Source organism: Mycobacterium sp. Dal123C01, from assembly GCF_052566995.1.
Genome location: NZ_CP199580.1, coordinates 657,780 through 678,574, shown reverse-complemented (window position 1 = coordinate 678,574; position 20,795 = coordinate 657,780). Strand labels below are relative to the sequence as shown.

Here is a 20,795-nt window from a genome sequence, read left to right as displayed (position 1 = left end):
TATGCGTGATATCGCATATATGGCAAGAGTCAGAACCAGCGGCTCCAGAAGCGGGTCAGCGAGTTGCCTGCGCTGGCCAGCAAATGCGGCACCCCGGAGAAGTCGAAGAACCAGTCCACGACCGCGAACAACCACTGGTTCACCACCGGCGCCAACAACAGGAACAACAGGATGAACACGCCGTACTGCTTGGCCGGCGCCACGGCGCGCTGTGTTTCGGGGCTCAAATGCGGTTCCAGCGCGTCGTACCCGTCCAGGCCCGGGATGGGCAGCAGGTTCAGGACCACCGCCATGATCTGCAGGAAACCCAGGAAGGCCACGCCGGCCCACAGCACCCAGTGCTCCGGGTCGAAGAGCAGCCGGGTCAGCGTCAGCAGCAGCACCGCCAGCAGCAGGTTGGCCGCCGGGCCGGCCAGGCTGACCAGGGTGCGACGGGTCGGCGTCATGAACCAGGTGCGCACATACACCGCGGCACCCGGCAGGCCGATCCCGCCCAGCGCGATGAACACCATCGGCAGCAGCAGCGAGAGCCCGGGATGGGCGTAGCGCCGCGGATCCAGGGTCAGGTAGCCGCGCACCGCTTCGTCGTGGTCACCGAATCGCCAGGCGGTCACCGCGTGGCCGAATTCGTGCAGGCACAGCGAAACCAGCCAGCCGGCGATCACGAAGACGAACACCCCGGCGTACGCCAGTGGCTTCACGGTCGTCCCGGCCAGCCAGGCCAGTACGCCGCCGACGGCCGTCAATCCGATCAGGGCCAAGAAGATTGGGCTGGGCCGCACTGATGCGTGCCGCCTTGAGTTCACTGGTCGAAACTACCGGACCAACAGCCAGCCTTCGACGTGGCGGTAGAACGTCGACCGGCGGGCAGGGCGGGGCGCCGCGACCCCGTCCCGGATCACCACGACGCCAGTGCTGCCCAGCTGGACGGCGCGGCCGGCGACCCAGCGACGCCAGGCTCCGCGTACCGAGGCCCGCAGGCCCGGTATCGCCAGCGTCGGCTCGATGAAGGCGCCGGTGACGTCGCCATTGAACAGCTGCGTGTCATCGACGACGGCCTCGCCGTGAACTCGTTGCCCGTCGCCGGGTGGCAGCCAGTCGGCCCGGCCCACGATCACCGAGCCGGTCTCGTCGCGCACCAGGGTGACCCGCCCGGGGGTGCCGCGCCGGGCACGCCGGGCCGCGCGTCGTCCCGCCGGTAAACGGTAGATCCGGGTCGCGCGGGTGCGGCGGCGCGGCACGTAGGCCACTTCGACGTCGAGTCGTTCGGCGCGCAGCAGCCTGCTCAGCACGGCCGCCAGCTCGGCGTCGACGCCGACCACGACCAGCCGCCGGTAGGGCCCGATTGCGGCGTCGATGGCGCCGGTGTCGGCCAGACTTTCGGCCTTATGGGTCGGTAGGCCGTGCAGCCGACCAGGCAGTCGCCGCTCGCCGAACCACAACACCGCCACGCTGGCCGTGTCCGCGGCGATATTCATGGGCTCCTCGCGACCTGCTGGGATATGGTTGGTCCCCGGCTGGACCACAATAAGCAGGCGAGACCAGGCGGGAGCATGTCATGCCGGCAATCGTCCTCATCGGCGCCCAATGGGGTGACGAGGGCAAAGGTAAGGCGACTGACCTGCTCGGCGGGCGCGTGCAGTGGGTGGTGCGTTACCAGGGTGGCAACAACGCCGGACACACCGTCGTTTTGCCGACCGGGGAGAATTTCGCACTGCATCTGATCCCCTCGGGTGTGCTGACGCCCGGCGTCACCAATGTCATCGGCAACGGTGTGGTGATCGATCCCGGTGTGCTGCTGGACGAGCTGAAGGGCCTGGAAGATCGCGGTGTCGATACCTCCAAGCTGCTGATCTCCGCCGACGCACACCTGCTGTTGCCCTACCACGTGGCCATCGACAAGGTCACCGAGCGCTACATGGGCAACAAGAAGATCGGCACCACCGGCCGTGGCATCGGACCGTGCTACCAGGACAAGATCGCGCGCCAGGGAATCCGGGTCGCCGACGTGCTCGACCCCGAGCTGCTGACACACAAGGTCGAGGGCGCCCTGGAACTCAAAAACCAGATCCTGGTCAAGATCTACAACCGCAAGGCGCTGGATCCGCACCAGGTGGTCGACGCCCTGCTGCAACAGGCCGAGGGGTTCCGGCATCGCATCGCCGACACCCGGCTGCTGCTCAACACCGCGCTGGAGGCCGGCGATACCGTGCTGCTGGAGGGCTCCCAGGGCACGCTGCTCGACGTCGACCACGGCACGTATCCCTATGTGACGTCCTCGAATCCGACGGCAGGCGGCGCGGCCGTCGGGTCCGGCATCGGCCCGACCCGGATCACCACCGTGCTGGGAATCCTCAAGGCCTACACCACCCGGGTGGGCTCTGGCCCGTTCCCCACCGAATTGTTCGACGAGAACGGCGAATACCTGTCCAAGACCGGGGGCGAATTCGGGGTCACCACCGGACGTCGCCGCCGCTGCGGCTGGTTCGACGCCGTGATCGCCCGCTACGCGACCCGGGTCAACGGCATCACGGACTACTTCCTGACCAAGCTCGACGTGCTGTCCAGTTTGGAGACCGTGCCGGTCTGCGTCGGGTACCGCGTCGACGGCGTGCAGACCAACGAAATGCCGATGACCCAGAGCGAACTCCACCGCGCCGAACCGATCTACGAAGAGCTGCCCGGCTGGTGGGAAGACATCTCCGACGCTCGGCAGTTCGACGACTTGCCCGCCAAAGCGCGTGACTACGTATTGCGTCTGGAAGAGCTTGCCGGAGCACATGTTTCGTGCATCGGCGTCGGGCCGGGACGGGATCAGACCATCGTGCGCCGCGACGTCCTGGCGACCCGCCCGTGACGGAAGCCGACGCACGCGAGCTCGACCCAGACTACGAACATCACGGCGGCTTCCCGGAATACGGCCCGGCCACCCCCGGCCCGGGATTCGGGCGGTTCGTGGCGGCCATGCGCCGACTGCAGGACCTGGCCGTGTCCGCCGACCCCGCCGACAGCGTCTGGGACGACGCGGCCGAGCGCGCTGCCGCACTGGTGGAGCTGCTGGGGCCGTTCGAGGCCGATGAAGGCGTCGCGCCGGCGGGCCGCACGCCCGATCTGCCCGGCATGGGCAGCTTGCTGATGCCGCCCTGGACGTTGACCCGCTATGCGCCCGACGGTGTCGAGATGACGGGCCATTTCACCCGGTTTCATGTCGGCGGTAATCACGCGGTGCACGGCGGTGTGCTGCCGCTGCTGTTTGATCACATGTTCGGGATGATCTCGCACGCCGCGGAGCGCCCGATCAGCCGGACGGCGTTCCTGCACGTCGACTACCGCAACGTCACCCCGATCGACGTTCCGTTGCTGGTGCGCGGACGGGTCACCAGCATCGAGGGCCGCAAGGCGTTTGTCTCCGCCGAGTTGGTCGACGGCGACACGGTGCTGGCCGAAGGCACCGGGTTGATGGTGCGGTTACTGCCCGGCCAGCCGTGACGAGCCGGCCCCATCTGCGGCGCACCTATCCTTAGCTGGTGACCGACGGCTTGACCGAAAGACAACACGAGCCCCGCGTGCTGCTGCTGGGTTCCGGCGAGCTCAGCCGGGAGTTGGCGAATGCCTTGCGGCGCCTTGGCGCGGAGGTCGATGAGCACCCGGACCCGATGACCGACGCCGACGCGCTGTCGGGGGCGATCGACCGGCTGCAACCGGACTTCGTGGTGACCGCCACGGGCATGGTCTCCGTTGCTGCCCTCGAGGCGCTCGCTGCCCGCTCCGAGGGCGACGCCGTCGAATTGGTGCCCAGCGCGCGCACCGTCCGGCTGACCGCCGACCGGGAGGGCCTGCGCCGGCTGGCCGCCGACCAGCTGGGCCTGCCCACCGCGCCGTTCTGGTTCGTAGGGTCGGTCGGCGAACTCAAGGCGGTGGCCGCGCACGGCGGATATCCGTTGCGGGTGGAGTCGCTGGGCGGGGCGCCCGGGGTGTCGGTGGCTTACGGGCCAGACGACGTCGAGCCCGTGTGGCGGCGCGCAGTGGGGCAAGCCGAACACCAGCGGGTTTTGGCCGAAACGGTGGTCGAGGTCGAGTTTTGCGTCACGCTGCTCGCAATTCGCAGCGAGGGCCCAAACGGGCCGGCGATCGAGTTCTGCTCACCCATCGGGCATCGTCACGCCGAGCCCGACGTGCTGGAATCCTGGCAGCCTCAGAAAATGAGCCCGCCCGCACTCGACGCCGCCAAGTCGATCGCCGCGCGGATCGTCAAGGCACTCGGCGGCCGCGGCGTTTTCGCTGTCGAATTGATGATCAACGGCGACGAGGTGTACTTCGCCGATGTCCGCGCCGTCCTGCCGCAGAGCGCCTGGGTGACCCTGCGTAGCCAGCGGCTTTCGGCATTCGACCTGCAGGCCCGGGCGATTCTCGGACTGCCGGTGGACGCCCTGATGATTTCACCGGCCGCCGCCCGCACGATTCACCCGGCGCCCACTGCTCAGGCGCTGACCGCGGCGCTAGCCGTCGGCGAAAGCGACCTTCGAGTGTTCGATCGAGGACCGGGCCCGCGGCTCGGGGTCGCACTGGCCACCGCACCGGACGTGGCGGCCGCCCGAGACCGTGCCCGTGACGTCGCCACCGCGGTGTCCGGAGGCCGCTAGCTGTGAGGTTCGCAGGGGAGGAACTGAATATGCGAGACTCACGCGAATGAGCTACGCAGGAGATATCACCCCGCTTGAGGCATGGAAGTTGCTCAGCGACAACCCTCAGGCGATCTTGGTCGACGTGCGCACCGACGCCGAATGGCGATTCGTCGGGGTGCCCGACTTGTCGAGTCTTGGCCGCGACGCGGTCTTCATCGAGTGGAACACAACGGCCGGGCAGCACAACCGGAACTTCCTGGCCGACCTGAAGGACCGGATCCCCGCAGAGTCCGGACCGGTGGTCTTCCTGTGTCGCTCGGGCAACCGCTCCATCGGTGCCGCCGAGATCGCGACCGACGCGGGCATCGCGCCGTCCTACAACGTGCTGGACGGTTTCGAAGGTCAGCTCGATGCGCTCGGACACCGTGGTGAAAGTGGCTGGCGCGCAGTCGGACTGCCCTGGAAGCAGCAGTGACCGACTCGGTCCGCACTCCGAAGGCACTTCCTGACGGCGTCGGCCAAGCCACGATCGGCGTGCGCGGGGGGCTTCTGCGCTCGGAGTTCGAAGAGACCGCCGAGGGGATGTTTTTGACCTCCGGCTACGTCTACCCGTCGGCGGCCGCCGCCGAGCAGTCGTTCTCCGGCGAGCTGGACCGCTACGTGTACTCGCGCTACGGCAACCCCACCGTGTCGATGTTCGAGGAGCGGCTGCGGCTGATCGAGGGCGCGCCGGCGGCGTTCGCCACGGCCAGCGGCATGGCCGCGGTGTTCACCTCGCTGGGCGCGCTGCTGGGCGCCGGCGATCGACTGGTGGCCGCGCGCAGCCTGTTCGGATCCTGTTTCGTGGTGTGCAACGAAATCCTGCCGCGCTGGGGTGTCGAGACCGTCTTCGTCGACGGCGACGACCTGTCCCAATGGGAGCAGGCGCTGTCGGTGCCCACGCAGGCGGTGTTCTTCGAGACGCCGTCGAACCCGATGCAGTCGCTGGTGGATATCGCCGCGGTGACCGAGCTGGCGCACGCCGCAGGCGCAAAAGTGGTGCTGGACAATGTGTTTGCCACACCGCTGCTGCAGCAGGGTTTTCCGATCGGGGTCGACGTGGTGGTGTACTCCGGCACCAAACACATCGACGGTCAGGGTCGGGTCCTCGGTGGTGCCATCCTCGGCGACAAGGAGTACATCGACGGCCCGGTGCAGAAGCTGATGCGGCACACCGGCCCGGCGATGAGCGCATTCAACGCCTGGGTGCTATTGAAAGGCCTTGAGACACTGGCGGTTCGAGTTGAGTACAGCAACTCTTCGGCGCACCGGATTGCGGAGTTCCTGGAGGGGCACCCGACGGTAAGTTGGGTGCGCTACCCGTATCTGACGTCACACCCGCAGTACGACCTGGCCAAGCGTCAAATGTCCGGCGGCGGGACGGTTCTCACGTTCGAGCTGAACGCCCCGGCCGGCGCCGCCAAGGAGCGTGCCTTCGAGGTGCTGGACAAGCTGCGGCTGATCGACATCTCGAATAACCTCGGCGACGCGAAATCGCTTGTCACACACCCGGCGACGACGACTCACCGGGCGATGGGGCCGGAGGGCCGCGCCGCGATCGGGCTCGGTGACGGTGTGGTCCGTATTTCGGTTGGCCTGGAAAACGTCACCGATCTGCTCGCCGATATCGACCAGGCCCTGAGCTAACTGGCTGCTTGTCTTTCGGCTTGTTGGGCCGCGGCGGCCGCTTCCTGCGTTTGCGCTTCCATCCAGTTCTGTGTCACCACTCTGGCGTAGATCATCTGGGTGGTGATGGCCATCTGGCCCCTCCCGTCGCCCAAGAAGGTGATAAACCAGGCGACCACCGTGGTGAAACGGTTCTTGAAGCCCACCAGGTAAAGCAGGTGCAGCCCCAGCCATGCCAGCCAGGCGATGAAGCCGCCGAACTCCAGCTTGCCGACCTGCGCGACGGCGTTGAACCGGGAGATCGTGGCCATGCTGCCCTTGTCGAAGTACTTGAAGGGCTCGCGGGTGGCCGGATCGTCGGTGCCCTTGACCATGTGCTTGATCCGCGCCGTCGCGTAGTGCGCACCCTGGATGGCGCCCTGGGCCATGCCGGGTACGTCGGGCACCGACATCAGGTCACCGACGACGAAGACGTTCGGGTGGCCCTTGACCGTCAGGTCAGGCTCCACGACCACCCGTCCGGCGCGGTCGATCTCGGTGCCGTCGGACTGGTCGGCGATGATCTTGCCCAGCGAGCTGGCCTGCACGCCGGCCGCCCAAACCTTGCACGCGCATTCGATGCGGCGCTTGGTGCCGTCCTTTTCCTTGACGGTGAGGCCCATGTAGTCCACGTCATCGACCATCGCGTTCAGCTGGACCTCGACGCCCATCTTTTCCAGCCGCTGCTGCGCCTTGAGGCCCAGTTTCTCGCCCATCGGCGGTAACACCGCGGGCGCGGCGTCGAGCAGGATCACCCGGCAGTCGGTGGGCTGGATGGTCCGAAACGCGTCCTTCAGGGTGCGGTGGGCGAGTTCCTTGATCTGACCCGCCACCTCGACGCCTGTCGGTCCGGCACCGACGACGACGAATGTCAGGCGGCGTTGCCGTTCGGCGGGATCGTCGGTGACCTCGGCCGCCTCGAACGCGCCGAGGATCCGGCCGCGCAGCTCCAGGGCGTCGTCGATGGTCTTCATGCCGGGCGCGTAGGTCGCGAACTGGTCGTTGCCGAAGTAGGACTGCTGGGCACCGGCGGCCACGATCAGGCTGTCGTAGGGCGTCACCGTCTCCATGCCCATCAACTTCGACGTCACGGTGTTGGCCTTCATGTCGATGTCGTAGACGTCGCCCAGCAGCACCCGCACGTTTTTGTGCTTCCGCAGAATCAGTCTGGTCGCGGGCGCGATCTCGCCTTCGGACAAGATGCCGGTAGCGACCTGATACAACAGCGGCTGGAACAGGTGGGTGGTCGTCTTCGAGATGAGGGTGACGTCGACGTCGGCGCGCTTGAGCGCCTTGGCCGCATTCAGCCCGCCGAACCCGCTTCCGATGATGACGACGCGATGGCGCGACATGATTCTCCTCCGGGTTTGCTGATGCTTCTGGCCCCTACAGTCTCCGCAGCGCAAGTCCACCGTACGACTTCAGCGGCATGATCTCACTCGAGCAGTGCAAAGCGGCGGTCGCGGAATGTTCACCGCGGCCGCCGCATGCGCTGGTATGCGGGTCAGCGACCGCCACCGCCACCGCCACCGCCGCCACCACCGCCGATGCCGCCGCCACCACCACCGATGCCGCCGCCACCGCCGAATCCGCCGCCGATCCCGCCACCTCCGCCGCCAATTCCACCGCCGCCTGGGGCGCCGCCGCCTCCGCCGGGTCCGCCGGGTGCGCCGCCGCCGGGTGCGCCCGGTCCGCCCGGTCCACCGCCGGGTCCGCCCGGGTGGTCAGGTCCGCCGGGTCCGCCGGGGTAGCCAGGGTGGCCGCCGTGACCGGGGTGGTGCCCCGGCGGGTAGGGCACAACGTCGGGGCCCGGCGTCACCAAGGTGTTCAAATCGTCTCGGCAGTTGATCGGAGTCGGGCCCCATCCCGGGTCCCAGAAATCGCCGGGGCACCAATGCGGGGGCGGCGGGTCGGCCTGAGCTGGGCTGGCAGCGCCCAAGCCGGCCAACCCGAAACCTGCGGCCATCAGGGCCGTCGCTGCTGCAGCACACGTGAAATTCTTGATACCTAATATTATTACTTAGGCTAACTGTGTACAGGATAAGACAACGTCTGTTTTCAGTTGTCTATCAACGTGTTTCGCTTTCACTCACTCGAAAAAGTGTCGTGTGCAAGTTATTTCGCAATAGCGCCCGCCGTAACCGCCGTGTCCCGCGCGTGCGTCATCTGATCGCGCTGCGGGAGCGCATGCCCTGGCTGTCGGCGGCATTCGTCACACGAGAAATCCGCGTTGTCGCCTCTGATGAGCTCTCGCGGTTCTAATTCGCGGTAGTCTCCCAACGGCATGAAGCGATTTGTCGTCGCGGGATTAACTACCACGCTGGTGGCCGGCGTGCTGACCGCTGGCGCGCTGATCGCCTCGCCCCCGGCCAGTGCCGCCTGCCAATTCGGTGGCATCGTTATCAGCAAGTGCGATGGACCCGTCCAGCCCGACGGCACCTGGCAACGGTGCGTGGTGTTTCCCCCTACCAGCGGGCGTGACGACTCCCCGGTTTACGTCACCAACACCAACTGCCAAACGCTGGGTCCCGACCAGCACCCGTCGGGTGTCGCCTTCACTGACCCACCGACCCACATCGACGACGACTAGCGCACTCAACTTCTCACCCGCCTCAAAGTCAGTTCCCATGCCGCCCAGAGCTGCCGCTGTCATGCATCTACGGTGCCGGCATCGGCTGTCCCCGTCAGCGATTGCCTCCAGGTTGTCGATGTCGGCTTCAACGTGCACGCGGTATTGATGCGGTGTCGACCGATCGTCTGTCGCAGATTGATATTCGAATCGGTGAGCTCATCAGGCGGCTACGAACACGACGTGGAGTCATCATCGAGCGCGGATCTCAATGACAAAAGGGGTTGTCGAAGGCGTGGTGCGGGAGGGCAATTGACAACGGGATCGATCGTGCTGCCCGGTTTGTCGGCGGTGGCGATTTCGATGGCGGAAACGTTGCGCAAGGTAGTTTGGAATTGGTTGTACGACAGAGGATCCACCTAATAGGGGTATCCTATTAGGTGGATCCTATTATCTCCTATTAAGTGTATCCGCTTGCGCGCCTGCGTGATCGACGACACATAGCCAAGAGTGGATTCGGGATCATAAGTTAAACAAGTACATCGACCCACGCATGAGTGATGGCGCTTTTCGACTGCTGACTAGTTATGCAGCCAGTCTGAACGTCGATGTCGCAGAGCTCGGAGCAACAACGAAATTTTGCTGATGGGTCAACTGTGCGCTGCCATGCCGGATGCTGTGGTCAAAACAGCGCTGCGCCAATCCTTTCCATTAGGTGCGGTGCGAGCAGATGCGGCTCACCCATAAGTTTTGTCGCCGCTGCAGTGAACGCGGACGACCTGTCAACAGGACTGATCACATGAGACTTTCCACTGCGCGACCCCTACTTGATCGTGTGCGCGCGGTCGTCGCTGAGGTGCTTTGGGTGCCGGTCACCGACATCGATGACGATGCCGCCCTGGTCAACTATGGGCTCGACTCACCGCGCGCCATCGAACTGACCCTGCGACTCGAAGAAGAGTTTGCCGTCGAGCTCCCCGAAGATGTGGCTGCGCGGCTCGATACGACTGCGGCCATTGCGGCCCACTTCGCTGGAGAACTGCGATGACGCTATCGATCGCCCAGCTTCCCACTGCGTATCCGAGCATCGTGCACGCGCTGGTGGCCGGCGCTGAACGCGACAACGGTGTGCCGCGCACTATCGTGCTCCCGGGTTCCGGCGAGGAACTCGTCTTCGGCCACGACCGGCTCGCTGCTGCGGCGTGCCAGGCCGCAGCGCGACTTGCTGATCAAGGCGTCCGGTCCGGTGACCGAGTACTGATCTGTCTGCCTACTTCGCCGGCGTTTCTCAGCGTCTTCCTTAGCGCCCTGATGCTGGGTGCCGTCCCGACTAATATCGCGACGCCTAGCGCCTATGGCGCGATGGAGGTGTTCGGCCAAAAGGTCGCCCAGCTTGTCGACTATCTGGATCCCGTTGCCATCATCGCCGAACAAGGGGTCATCGACGGGATTGCCCCGCTTATGCTGACGTGCCGTCTGATCGACGGGGAACAGCTGCACGCCGAGTCGATCGCTGCGGGCGTTGCAGATACCGAGCTGCGACTGCCCGCCGCAGCGGATCCGGCCTTCATCCAGTGCACTTCCGGATCAACCGGCCGTCCGAAGGGCGTGGTAATCAGCCACGCGAACCTGGCGGTCAACTGCGCCCAGATCACCGCGCTGACCGGTTGCGGTCCAGAGGACGTGTGGGTCAGCTGGCTGCCGCTCTACCACGACATGGGGCTGATCGGCGGGTTCCTGACGCCGATGTTCGCCCACGGTGACGCCGTGCTGATCCCGGTAACCCGATTCCTGCGGGCGCCGCAGGAGTGGTTGCTAGCGGTCCACACCTACCGCGGCACTATCGCTGCCGCACCGAATTTCGCGTTCGGCTATGCCGCGGCCCGAATCCGCGACGAAGACATCACCGAAATCGATCTGTCCTCGTGGCGCAGGATCAATTGCGGCGCCGAGCCGATCGTGCCGCAGACCGTCGAGGCATTCGTCGACCGATTTCAGCGTTACGGCCTGCCTGAGGGCGCGATCGCACCGTGCTACGGCCTGGCCGAGGCGACGTTGGCGGTCACTATGGTGCCCCCTTCGGGGGAAGGGGTCCGGTTCGACACCGTCGATCGCGGTCGGCTCGTGCGTGACGGACACGCGGTCGACGCCGGGCCCGATTGCGCCGAGGCGATACACCTGGTTGACTGCGGCCCACCGGTGCCCGGTACCGAGGTCAGGATTGTCGATGCCGCGGGCGCGGTATGCGCGTCGGATCGCTTGGGGCACATCCAGTTCCGCGGGCCATCGGTGACCTCGGGCTACTTCCGCAGCCCGGACGCGACTGCTGCCTGCCTCGACACCGAAGGCTGGTGGGACTCTGGGGATCTCGGCTACCTGCGCGAAGGCAGGCTACGGGTGGCCGGGCGTGCTAAGGACATTGTCATCATCCGCGGGGTAAACCACTTCCCGTCGGACTTCGAGGCGGCGGCCGAGGTAATACCTGGAGTGCGCCGCGGCGGCGTCGTCGCCACCTCGGCGCCCCATCCAGACGAGAACACCGAGGCACTGCACTTGATCGTAGAGTCGGAATTGCCTGAAACCGACCACGATCGGCTGCGCCACAACGTCCGGATCGCAGTGAGTATTCGCACCGGTGTACTGCCCGTCGCCGTTCACGTGGTGCCACCGCATTCGATCCCGAAGACAACCAGCGGCAAGCTGCAGCGCGCCAGGGCGCGCACGATGTTCGTCACCGAGCGCGAAGACGTCGGGACACCCCAGTGACCCAGACAAGCCGCCGTGATAGAGCTGACCACCTTGACCGTCAGCGAATTCCGCCGATTCTTTCGATGCTCTGGTGCTGATCGCACAACACTGTCACCAGCCTGATGGACTGGTCACGTTGGCGACAGCGATACCGAGCTCGACTGTCCCGCCACCACTGAACGCGGCCGGCCAAGCCGCACAAGCCCTTCCAGTTTTCGGGGACCTCATCCTACCCAGGACGGAGCTTAGATGAATGATCACCCGTCCGAGTTGCTACCAGTACGATCAAGCACCGCCTGGCACGACGACGTCGTCGCCTTGGCGTCTGTTGGGGATATCCCGGACGACCGGTGGGGCCGACTGTCATTCCGAAAAGACGTTGACATGGTCTGACAGTGCGCTTGAACAGAATTCCTGTGGACGAAAGGATGACTAGAGCGGTGCGAGGCGAGTTGCGAGATGTATTTATTACCGACCTGGGTGTAGACCCGGCCAAGGTGCAGGCCGACACGGTGCTGAGGGAGGACCTGGCTTTCGATTCCGTAGCGTTCGCCATCGGGCTGGTGGCCATCCAGGAACGCCTCGGTGTCCAAATATCAGACGAAGAGCTGTTCGCGTGTCAGACGATCGGTGACATCGAAAAGCTCATCGAGCATTCGGATGTCGAGGTTGCCCCCGGCGGAGAAGGGCAGCAGTGAGGGCGACGCGCCGCATGGGCGCGGCGGGATGGCGTGGGAAGCATGTGGTAATCACCGGCGGCTCGCAAGGAATCGGCGCCGCCGTCGCCGCGGAGTGTGTGGCGCGCGGAGCGGCGATGTCGCTGATCGCCAGAAACCCGGCCACGTTGGCAGCGACAGCCGAGCCACTGGGCGCTCACTTCGCAGCCGCGGATGTCAGCTCACTCGACGAGTTGCGGACCGCCATCGCGGAACTCGAAAACCGCAGCGGTCCTTGCGATGTGTTACTGACCTGCGCGGGCGGAGCATTGCCAGCCCGATACCTCGAGTCGCCACCGGAGGAGCTGGCCGAACAGTTTCGGGTAAATGTCACCGGTACGCTCAACGCGGTGCATTGCGTGCTGCCCGGCATGGTCGCACGCGGTCGCGGTCGGGTTGTGCTGGTCAGTTCGACCGCTGGAATCATCGGCGTCACCGGATACTCCGGATACGCGGCGACCAAAGCGGCGATCCGTCAGTTCGCGCTGTGTCTGCGCTACGAAATGGAAGGCACCGGGGTCGGTCTGTCGGTGGTGTACCCGCCGGATACCGACACCCCCGGGCTGGCCGCGGAGAACCTGCGCAAACCCGCGGAGACAGCGGCAATTTCATCGACCGTCGTGCCAAGGCTAGCGGGCGAAGTCGCCGCCGCAATCGTGCGCGGCATAGAGTGCGGAAACGCACACATCGGCATCGACCCGTTGACCCGGTTCCTGCTGTTCTGGTCCGGGCTCCCGGAGAATCTCATGCGGCCATACCTCAACCGTATCATTCGCCGTGCGCGCGCCACTCAAGTGGAAAACTTTGACCCAGAGGCGGTTCCGGCATGAAGGTGCCACTGATTTGTCTGACCGGTGCGCCCGGCTGCGGCAAGACCGCGCTTTCGGCTCGGCTAGCGGCGAAGCTCACCGCGGGTGGCCGAAAGGTCGCGATGCTTACGGTGTGGGATGCGTTGCTCGACCCGGCCGCCGGTGCGAAACTCACCATGCGACGCCCCGAGGATTACGCCAGGCATGCCGAAACGCTCGAGCCGACCGCGCGCACCGAGTTGGCGGTATGCGGGTTAAAGCTTGCCCTCGACCTCGTGCGCCATCGCGGCCCGGACATTCTCATCGCACCCGGCTACTGGTACACCGCATTCGCCGAGGGCGTTGCTGCGGGCGGCGACCGGGCCGAGTTGCGTCGCGTGGCATCAGAACTGCCGATACCCGACTACACCTTTCATCTCCGTGCCGACGACAGGTCGGCGTCGGCACTGCACGAACTCGCGTCGGAACTGGGCTGGCTTGAACGGGTCGGCGCCGCCGCCGCGGCGCGGGTACCCGACGAGGCGACGGCCATGGTGACCGGAAGTCTGACAACCGATGTCGAGGGGACACGATAGTCGGATTCGTACGACGCCGTGCTCGCCAGTGCTGCGGCCCGATGCTTCAGGCCTCGCGGTTTCGCACGGGCCCGCGACATATTCTGCGTGCAACAGGTGCCGATATCCGTGCGCCGTGAGCGGCGAAATTGCTTGCATACAAACCGGGGATACTCGCACGCACGTCCGATGCAAGCCTCTGGTCTCAACGTCGGTACGGTATGGCGTTGTTCAACAATGCATTTCGCGGTGGGGTAGGCGTACCTCCACAGTAATACAGTGAGTTGCAACACTTTTCAAGTATTCTGCGCTTGCTCCGTTGTAGGGTGGGCGGAGCTGAGACAGTGAGCGTAAACGTCAGTGCAACCAGATCGTGTGTCTTTACGAGAGTTAATCAGCTTGTGGGGCAGCAATGTACTGGGACAGCTAGTTTATCCTGACAGCGGATTCACTTCCCGGTATTGCCGCGTGCGCGGTCAGAGCATTCGGCGCGCTGGAAAGTCCGTTATTCATTGCGGACCAGTACCAGCTGCTGACCGCCGTCACGTCCTGCCGGGTGGCAGCCGACACGACCACCGCGACTTTCGAACAGGGGTTCAGCACCGAGATGACTTCCGACACAACCATATCGGACAGGGTGTTCGACATCGTAAAAGGTTGGATAGACGACCGGAGCAACGTGATTCCGATCGTTCCGGGTCGGGGTGTGTTGGTCAAGCATCCCGATGCTATTCGGGCGATACTGACCAACCGAAACTATACTAAAGAGACTGGCACTAACCGGTATTTCCGCGCTCATGTGTCGGATGGGCTCGTTACTGCACCTCCAGAGCGTCATCGACGGGATCGGCTGGTTCTCAATAAAGCGGCGCAGGATCACAAGCTGCTCGACCGGATCGCAGTGGCGAAGACAGAGGCCTTGGCGGCACGGCTCACACAGAAGGCCACGAGCGGCGATCGCGTCGACCTTACGGCAGAGTTCAATCGGTTGGCGCTGTCTATCATCGCCGAGGTGATCCTGGGGTGGACGGAGATCGACGAGTTAGCCGAAGCCCTGGCGGCTGCCATCGCGGTCTTGGAGTCCAACGGCGTGATGTTGCCTTCAAGTGCGAAGTTAGCACCAGCCAGGGCGAAGTGCCTTCGCGTAATCCATGACCTGATGGAACGGTGTCCCGAGACTAAGCGACAAGCGGCCATCGTTGCGATGGTTGATGCCGGATACGACGGAGATACCATCGCCGACCAGGTGTTAACCCTACTGCTCGCCGGGCACGAAACAACGGCGAATACCCTTAGCTGGACCTGGATTTCGCTAATTCGAAATCCAACAGTCTACCTCCGATGGCAGGACCAGCTCCATACTCAAGCAGCGACCAGTCATGTGTTCACACAAAACATTGTCCGCGAAGGTTTACGGCTGTATCCATCGAGCTGGATCATCGGCCGCGTCGCGATGGCCGATGACGAATTTGATGGTGTGCCCGTTCCCGCCGGTTGTACGGTGTCGATAAGTCCGTTCGTCACGCACCGGCATCCCCAATTTTGGAGCCCGGATCCGGAAGCCTTCGATCCAGACCGGCATAATAACCCGCCGCAACATCGTTTTGCCTGGCTACCCTTCGGTGCGGGCGCACGGATGTGCTGGGGCGCGGCGTACGCGCTACGCGAAATGGAGATCGCCCTCGAGATCCTTGGCAAGCGGTTCCGCTTCCACTCTGAAGATCTCACCCACCTCAATCCCGATCTCCGGTTCACATTAAGCGCGCCCCCGGCGTTGGTCGATGTAAAAATGCTGTGACGAACGGCGAAGACCTAGAAAGTTTCGATCATTGCTGACCCCTGCGACGTCGACTTCCAACTAGCTGCATAACATGCCAGCAGCCGATGGGCGGATCATCGACCCTTGCGCACTTGCCCACCGAACTACTTCTTCACGTTCCAGTCCTCAAAGTCCTCAAATCAGGCGTCGATTACACATTGCGCCACAGGAACCAGGTGCATCCGGCAATGCTAGTTGTGGGTTAAGCGTTACGGTGAAATGCTGGGATTCGGCAGCGCCGTCCAACATGTGACCCTGAAATCGACTGTTAGACAACCACTTCCCCACTCCGTTACGAAAGGTTTCCGCCATGGACATCGACGCCGCCGACAAATTGGGCACCGCGATTGAGGACGTGCCGAATGCCCCTGCCGCGCTCTCGGCCTTTGACAATGACTTCTTCCATCTGGAATCCGCGTCGCAACCGATGCACTTTGCTGGAGTGTTCGAGTTCGACACCGCGGACGAACCTGCCATCACCGAGCAGGACCTGATCAGGAGGGTGCACGACCGGGCTAATCAGCGCAGCCTATTCCAGTACCGCGCCCACGTGCGAAACTGGCGTCGCCCCACCGTAGCGGATACGCCATGGGACCCGGCCGACAACATCAGCTCGCGCAGCGTCGCGAATCGCGCCGAGGCGCTCACCGCGATAGGCGCGCTCATGTCGGAATCGATCCGAACCGACTCGCCGATGTGGCGGGTCACGCTGATTTCGGCGAGCGACACTGCGGACCAGTGGATCGTGTTGCGGGTCCATCACTCTCTCGCCGACGCGGTCGGCGCGACCGCCTTCCTGAGGCTGCTCGTCGACGGCACCGTAGAGCAATTACGTTCGTATGAAAGGTTCTTCACTGGTTCGCGCGTTGATCTCGATACCATCGCCGGGGACTTGTCGCGGACGGCGGTCCGAAGTTTTGTGCGCACCTGGCGCCGCGGGCTCCTCCGCGAACGTTTTCCACAACCCAGCGGCTCCGGCCTGCGCCGTGTCGACCTGTTGACCTTGCCCACCGCGGCGGTGCGCAAGCAGGCCAGCCAGCACGCTGCGTCCACTCTCGAGGTGACACTCGCGGCGGCGGGGCGTGCGCTAAGCCTGCGGTCGCGCCCGGTCGGGCGACGACGGTCCACAGTGCGGGCGATCATTCCAGTGACGTTGGATTCGCAGTTCTCGCACGGCGGCAACTCGGTATCCATCGCACTGCTCAATATCCCCAGTGCAACAGCGTCTTTCACTGATCAGCTTGCGGCGTTGCGCACGCAACTGATAGCGATCAATACCGAGCGACCCGAACTCACCCCGCTGCTGGTCGCCCACAGCCCCGGCTTCGTTCCCTGGCCCGTCCAGCGTGTGCTGACCCGAGGCGTCGTGGCCGCCATCAACCCGGACATTGACCTCGGGATCAGTCCTTTGTTCAGCCCCTCTCGGCACGTATTGGGTCGTCGGTTCCACCTCTATCCACTGTCTGCGCTACTGAACTGTACGTTCTCACTGACCGGCGTCGTGCTCGGCGACACCGTAAGCTTCGGGCTGGTCACCGACCCCGTCGCACTCGACGACTACGGCGCACGGTTCCTGACGGAATTCGAGCGAGGGCTCGTGGCAATTCCGCCCGCTTAGCGGTTCGGGCTGGTGTCAGCTTTCGAAGATCCGCGCGACTGTTCGTGCGAGACCGCGGCAAGCACTAACCGCGTGCTCAGAAGTTTGGTGGAATCGACCGAATCCGTTCCCATGATTCACGTTTCGCCGACGCGGATGTCGAGCAGCATCGGCAGTAGGTCACCTAGCTGCGGTCATGGGCTCGGTGCCCGGCTTCTTACTCGGAGCGGGCCAAGGCGAGGGGACCGGGCGTTGCCGGACGCGTTGTGGCCACCAGAACCACTTACCCAGCAGCGCGGCAATCGATGGCGTCATCAGCGACCGAACGATCAGCGTGTCGAACAGCAGGCCGAGGCCGATGGTGGTGCCGACCTGGCCGATGATAGTCAGCTGGCTGACCGCCATCGTCATCATCGTGAAGGCGAAGACCAGTCCCGCTGACGTGACTACCGAACCGGTACCGCCCATGGATCGGATGATGCCGGTGTTCAAACCGGCGTGGATCTCCTCCTTCAACCGCGCCACCAGTAGCAAGTTATAGTCGGCACCGACAGCGAGCAGGATAATGACGGACATCGCGAGCACCATCCAGTGCAGCTCAATGCCGATGAGATGTTGCCAGATCAGCACCGAAAGTCCGAAAGACGCGCCCAGCGAGAGCAACACGGTTCCCACGATGGCCACCGATGCCACCACACCTCGGGTGATGATCAGCATGATGATGAAAATGAGGCACAGGGACGCGATTCCGGCGATCAACAGGTCATAGGTGTTGCCGTCACTGAGGTCCTCATCTATTGACGCGGTGCCGGCGAGATAGATCTTGGAGCCCTCCAACGGCGTGCCCTTGAGGGCTTCGTAAGCCGCTTTCTTGATAGCCCCGATATGCGAAATCCCCTCCTGCGACATCGGGTCTCCGTCGTGACTGATGATGAACCGCACGGCATGGCCGTCGGGGGAGAGGAAGTTCTTCATCCCCTTTTTGAACTCGGCGTTGTTGAATGTTTCCGGCGGCAGGTAGAACGAGTCGTCGTTCTTGGAGGCATCGAATGCCTTGCCCATCGCATTCGAGTTCTTCTGCGCTTCGTTCTGCTGATCCTGTAGCCCCTTTTGGGTCGAATACATGGTCAGCATCGACATTTTCATGGCCTTCATGTTGTCGATCATCGAAGGCATGAGCGCCACCATCTGAGGCATCAGTGCGTCAAGGTGATCCATGATGGGTAGCAGGCTCTGAATGTCATCGGCCATCGTGTCGATGCTGTCGAGGCCGTCGAAAATGGAACGAAGCGACCAGCACACCGGGATGTCGAAGCAGTGCTTCTCCCAGTAGAGGTAGCTACGAAGGGGTCGGTAGAAGTCTTCGAAATCCGCCATGTGATCGCGCAATTCATTGATGTCGATGGCCATGTCGTGCATTTTTCCGACCATCTGATGCATGTCGTTGGACATCTGCTGGGTCAGACTCTGCATCTTGACCATGGTGTCGATGGTCGACTGCATCAGGTTGGCCTGTTTGAGCATGTCGGCCATCTGGTCTTCCTGGTACTTCTGATTCATCTGCTGGGTGACACCCTGCATGCTGATCTGAAAGGGGATTGAGGTGTGCTCGATCGGCGTACCCTGCGGCCTGGTGATGGCCTGCACGCGGCCAATCCCCGGCACCCGGAAGACCGCCTTGGCGATCTTGTCGATGACCAGGAAGTCCGCGGAGTTCCGCAGATCATGGTCGCTTTCGATCATCAGCACTTCGGGATTCATCCGCGCCTGCGAGAAGTGCCGATCCGCGGCCGCATATCCCTCGTTCGCGGGTGCATCGGTAGGCAAATAGTTGCGATCGTTGTAGTTGGTGCGGTACCCGGGCAGGGTCAGCAAGCCGACCAGGGCCACCCCGATCGTCATGACCAGGATCGGGCCGGGCCATCTCACCACGATGGCGCCGATCTTGCGCCACCCGCGAATACGTTGCGTCCGCCGGGGTTCGAGTGTCTTGCCGAAACGCGTCGCTATCGAGATGACCGCGGGACCCAGCGTCAGTGCCGCCGCCACCACGACCACCATGCCGATGGCCAACGGGATACCCAGCGTCTGGAAATACGGCAGGTTGGTGAAGTGCAAGCAGAAGGTCGCACCGGCAATGGTCAATCCCGAGCCCAGCACCACATGCGCCGTGCTATGAAACATGTCGTAATAGGCATCTTCACGGGAGTCACCTTTACCCCGCGCTTCCTGATATCGGCCTATCAAAAAGATCGCATAGTCAGTGGCGGCCGCGATCGCCAACGTGACCAACAAGTTCGTCGCGAACGTCGACAGTCCGATGATCTTGTGGTAGCCGAGGAAGGCGACCATTCCACGGGCGGCTGACAACTCGAGCACCACCATCACCGCCGTCAGCAACACCGTGACGATCGACCGATAGACCAACAGCAGCATCGCGATGATCACCGCGAACGTGCACATCATGATCACCTTTAGGCTGCGGTCACCTGTGACGTCCTGATCCGCTGACAGCGCCGCAGGTCCGGTGACGTAGGCCTTCACCCCGTTGGGTGTGGGCACACTTTTGACGATGCTTTGCACGGACTCTACCGATTCGTTGGCCAACGCTTCGCCCTGATTCCCTGCAAGGTAGACCTGGACGTAGGTGGCTTTGCCGTCGTTGCTCTGCGCACCCGCTCCGGTCAGTGGGTCGCTCCACATATCCTGAACGTGCTCAACGTGTTTGGTGTCGGCGTCGAGTTTCTTGACGAGTTTGTCGTAGTACGCGTGGGCATCGGCGCCCAGCGGATTCTGGCCCTCGAGAACGATCATCACCGAGCTGTTGGACTTGTATTCGTTGAACACCGCACCCATACGCTTTGTCGCGATCACCGATTGCGCATCGTCGGGCGCCATAGACACTGAGCGCATTTTCCCCACCTCGTCGAGGTCGGGGACGAGGATGCTGAGCACCGCAATGAGCGCGATCCAGCCCAGGATGATGGGTACGGCGAATTTTCGGATGAAGCGCGGGATCGACGGCCGTTCTTTGTCTTCGGCGACCGGGACGGTGTCGGTCCGGGTGTCATTGAACGTTTTGCTCATGCGGATTTCACCATGCAGAAGGTCAGGGCGTGCACGCCGGTGGTTATTTTCTCGTCCTTGACTTCGTCGTCGATGGTGATGCGGCAACCGAGGTAGGCACCGTCGCTTTGTGCCGAGAGGTTCGGGAAGACTGAGGGGGCGGTTGTGCTCAGGACCAACGTCCACGGCAGGAGCGCACCATCAACCCGCTTCGGGTCGGCGGACAGGTCCAAGTAGTTCACGTTGGCGTGGCTGGCCGAGCCGAGGACCTCGTACTTGACGACCTTGGGCTTGAACGGCTTGGCATCATCTAGCCGTGGGCTCGACATGACACCGGTGTCGTGGGTGCCGAAGAACGACTTGACTCGGACTACGGCAAACCCGCCGACGACCACTACCGCCACGATCAACAACGGCAACCACGCATTGCGCACTGCTCTCGATATCTGCACCTAGGTGATTCCCTTCTCATCACATCGCACGGGCGATAGCCCAAACGATGTGATGAGGAAGGGGATGCGCGGGCTGACAGGGCCCGCGTCATCTGCGGGGACAACAGCAACGTCACACCGTTGTGATGGACGTCCA

At 63.7% G+C, this 20,795-nt stretch carries 20 protein-coding genes; 13 read left to right on the top strand and 7 right to left on the bottom strand.

Features of this window, described 5'->3' with window-relative positions; genetic code table 11:
* Positions 1-29 precede the first annotated feature (29 nt).
* Positions 30-806 (bottom strand): site-2 protease family protein, encoded by a 777-nt coding sequence (locus ACTXG5_RS03295; protein ID WP_445162339.1) that lies wholly within the window; start codon positions 804-806, stop codon positions 30-32.
* Between the two features lie 9 nt (positions 807-815).
* Positions 816-1,478, bottom strand: a complete 663-nt coding sequence (locus tag ACTXG5_RS03290; protein ID WP_445162338.1) for a peptidase M50 — start codon at positions 1,476-1,478, stop codon at positions 816-818.
* Positions 1,479-1,558: 80 nt separating this feature from the next.
* Between ACTXG5_RS03290 and ACTXG5_RS03285 the strand changes: the two genes are divergently transcribed.
* Genes ACTXG5_RS03285 through ACTXG5_RS03265 form a run of 5 tightly spaced genes read left to right on the top strand, consistent with a single transcriptional unit; the run spans position 1,559 to position 6,311 of the window.
* On the top strand, positions 1,559-2,857 hold the full coding sequence (locus tag ACTXG5_RS03285) for an adenylosuccinate synthase (RefSeq protein ID WP_445162337.1): 1,299 nt from the start codon (positions 1,559-1,561) through the stop codon (positions 2,855-2,857).
* A complete protein-coding gene (locus ACTXG5_RS03280; protein ID WP_445162336.1) occupies positions 2,854-3,489 on the top strand; it encodes a PaaI family thioesterase in 636 nt (211 codons plus the stop codon). Before ACTXG5_RS03285 ends, ACTXG5_RS03280 begins: the two co-directional genes overlap by 4 nt.
* A 38-nt stretch (positions 3,490-3,527) precedes the next feature.
* Positions 3,528-4,643, top strand: a complete 1,116-nt coding sequence (purT, locus tag ACTXG5_RS03275; protein ID WP_445162335.1) for a formate-dependent phosphoribosylglycinamide formyltransferase — start codon at positions 3,528-3,530, stop codon at positions 4,641-4,643.
* 46 nt (positions 4,644-4,689) lie between these two features.
* Positions 4,690-5,100 carry a rhodanese-like domain-containing protein gene (locus ACTXG5_RS03270; RefSeq protein ID WP_445162334.1) on the top strand — a complete coding sequence of 137 codons (411 nt, stop codon included), beginning with the start codon at positions 4,690-4,692 and terminating at the stop codon, positions 5,098-5,100.
* Positions 5,097-6,311, top strand: coding sequence for an O-succinylhomoserine sulfhydrylase (locus ACTXG5_RS03265; RefSeq protein WP_445162333.1), 1,215 nt, complete (start codon positions 5,097-5,099; stop codon positions 6,309-6,311). Before ACTXG5_RS03270 ends, ACTXG5_RS03265 begins: the two co-directional genes overlap by 4 nt.
* Here the strand turns inward: ACTXG5_RS03265 and ACTXG5_RS03260 are convergent.
* Both ACTXG5_RS03260 and ACTXG5_RS03255 read right to left on the bottom strand, forming a co-directional pair.
* Positions 6,308-7,681 (bottom strand): NAD(P)/FAD-dependent oxidoreductase, encoded by a 1,374-nt coding sequence (locus ACTXG5_RS03260; RefSeq protein WP_445162332.1) that lies wholly within the window; start codon positions 7,679-7,681, stop codon positions 6,308-6,310. The two genes, ACTXG5_RS03265 and ACTXG5_RS03260, sit on opposite strands and share 4 nt — an antisense overlap.
* 152 nt (positions 7,682-7,833) lie before the next feature.
* Positions 7,834-8,295 (bottom strand): hypothetical protein, encoded by a 462-nt coding sequence (locus ACTXG5_RS03255; RefSeq protein WP_445162331.1) that lies wholly within the window; start codon positions 8,293-8,295, stop codon positions 7,834-7,836.
* A 318-nt stretch (positions 8,296-8,613) separates the two neighbouring features.
* Here ACTXG5_RS03255 and ACTXG5_RS03250 point away from each other — a divergent pair, with 318 nt between their 5' ends.
* The 6 genes from ACTXG5_RS03250 (at position 8,614) to ACTXG5_RS03225 (ending at position 13,746) form a co-directional block, all read left to right on the top strand.
* Entirely contained in the window at positions 8,614-8,919 is a 306-nt protein-coding gene (locus ACTXG5_RS03250) for a CDGP domain-containing protein (RefSeq protein WP_445162330.1), read from the top strand.
* Between the two features lie 778 nt (positions 8,920-9,697).
* Positions 9,698-9,946 (top strand): acyl carrier protein, encoded by a 249-nt coding sequence (locus ACTXG5_RS03245; protein ID WP_445162313.1) that lies wholly within the window; start codon positions 9,698-9,700, stop codon positions 9,944-9,946.
* On the top strand, positions 9,943-11,664 hold the full coding sequence (locus tag ACTXG5_RS03240; protein ID WP_445162329.1) for an AMP-binding protein: 1,722 nt from the start codon (positions 9,943-9,945) through the stop codon (positions 11,662-11,664). Before ACTXG5_RS03245 ends, ACTXG5_RS03240 begins: the two co-directional genes overlap by 4 nt.
* Positions 11,665-12,074: 410 nt before the next feature.
* Positions 12,075-12,344: an acyl carrier protein gene (locus ACTXG5_RS03235; protein WP_445162328.1), complete on the top strand. Its 270-nt coding sequence runs from the start codon at positions 12,075-12,077 to the stop codon at positions 12,342-12,344.
* The gene (locus tag ACTXG5_RS03230) at positions 12,341-13,192 is read left to right on the top strand and encodes an SDR family oxidoreductase (RefSeq protein WP_445162327.1); all 852 of its coding nucleotides are present in this window, start codon (positions 12,341-12,343) and stop codon (positions 13,190-13,192) included. Before ACTXG5_RS03235 ends, ACTXG5_RS03230 begins: the two co-directional genes overlap by 4 nt.
* The gene (locus ACTXG5_RS03225; RefSeq protein ID WP_445162326.1) at positions 13,189-13,746 is read left to right on the top strand and encodes an ATP-binding protein; all 558 of its coding nucleotides are present in this window, start codon (positions 13,189-13,191) and stop codon (positions 13,744-13,746) included. Before ACTXG5_RS03230 ends, ACTXG5_RS03225 begins: the two co-directional genes overlap by 4 nt.
* Positions 13,747-14,151: 405 nt before the next feature.
* Here ACTXG5_RS03225 and ACTXG5_RS03220 read toward each other — a convergent pair whose 3' ends face one another.
* On the bottom strand, positions 14,152-14,373 hold the full coding sequence (locus tag ACTXG5_RS03220) for a hypothetical protein (protein WP_445162325.1): 222 nt from the start codon (positions 14,371-14,373) through the stop codon (positions 14,152-14,154).
* Here ACTXG5_RS03220 and ACTXG5_RS03215 point away from each other — a divergent pair.
* Both ACTXG5_RS03215 and ACTXG5_RS03210 read left to right on the top strand, forming a co-directional pair.
* A complete protein-coding gene (locus ACTXG5_RS03215; protein WP_445162324.1) occupies positions 14,363-15,523 on the top strand; it encodes a cytochrome P450 in 1,161 nt (386 codons plus the stop codon). The two genes, ACTXG5_RS03220 and ACTXG5_RS03215, sit on opposite strands and share 11 nt — an antisense overlap.
* A gap of 331 nt (positions 15,524-15,854) precedes the next feature.
* Positions 15,855-17,162, top strand: a complete 1,308-nt coding sequence (locus ACTXG5_RS03210; RefSeq protein WP_445162323.1) for a wax ester/triacylglycerol synthase domain-containing protein — start codon at positions 15,855-15,857, stop codon at positions 17,160-17,162.
* A gap of 159 nt (positions 17,163-17,321) precedes the next feature.
* Here the strand turns inward: ACTXG5_RS03210 and ACTXG5_RS03205 are convergent, their stop codons facing one another.
* Both ACTXG5_RS03205 and ACTXG5_RS03200 read right to left on the bottom strand, forming a co-directional pair.
* Positions 17,322-20,228, bottom strand: coding sequence for an MMPL/RND family transporter (locus ACTXG5_RS03205; protein ID WP_445162322.1), 2,907 nt, complete (start codon positions 20,226-20,228; stop codon positions 17,322-17,324).
* Entirely contained in the window at positions 20,225-20,659 is a 435-nt protein-coding gene (locus ACTXG5_RS03200) for an MmpS family transport accessory protein (protein WP_445162321.1), read from the bottom strand. Before ACTXG5_RS03200 ends, ACTXG5_RS03205 begins: the two co-directional genes overlap by 4 nt.
* Positions 20,660-20,795 lie beyond the last annotated feature (136 nt).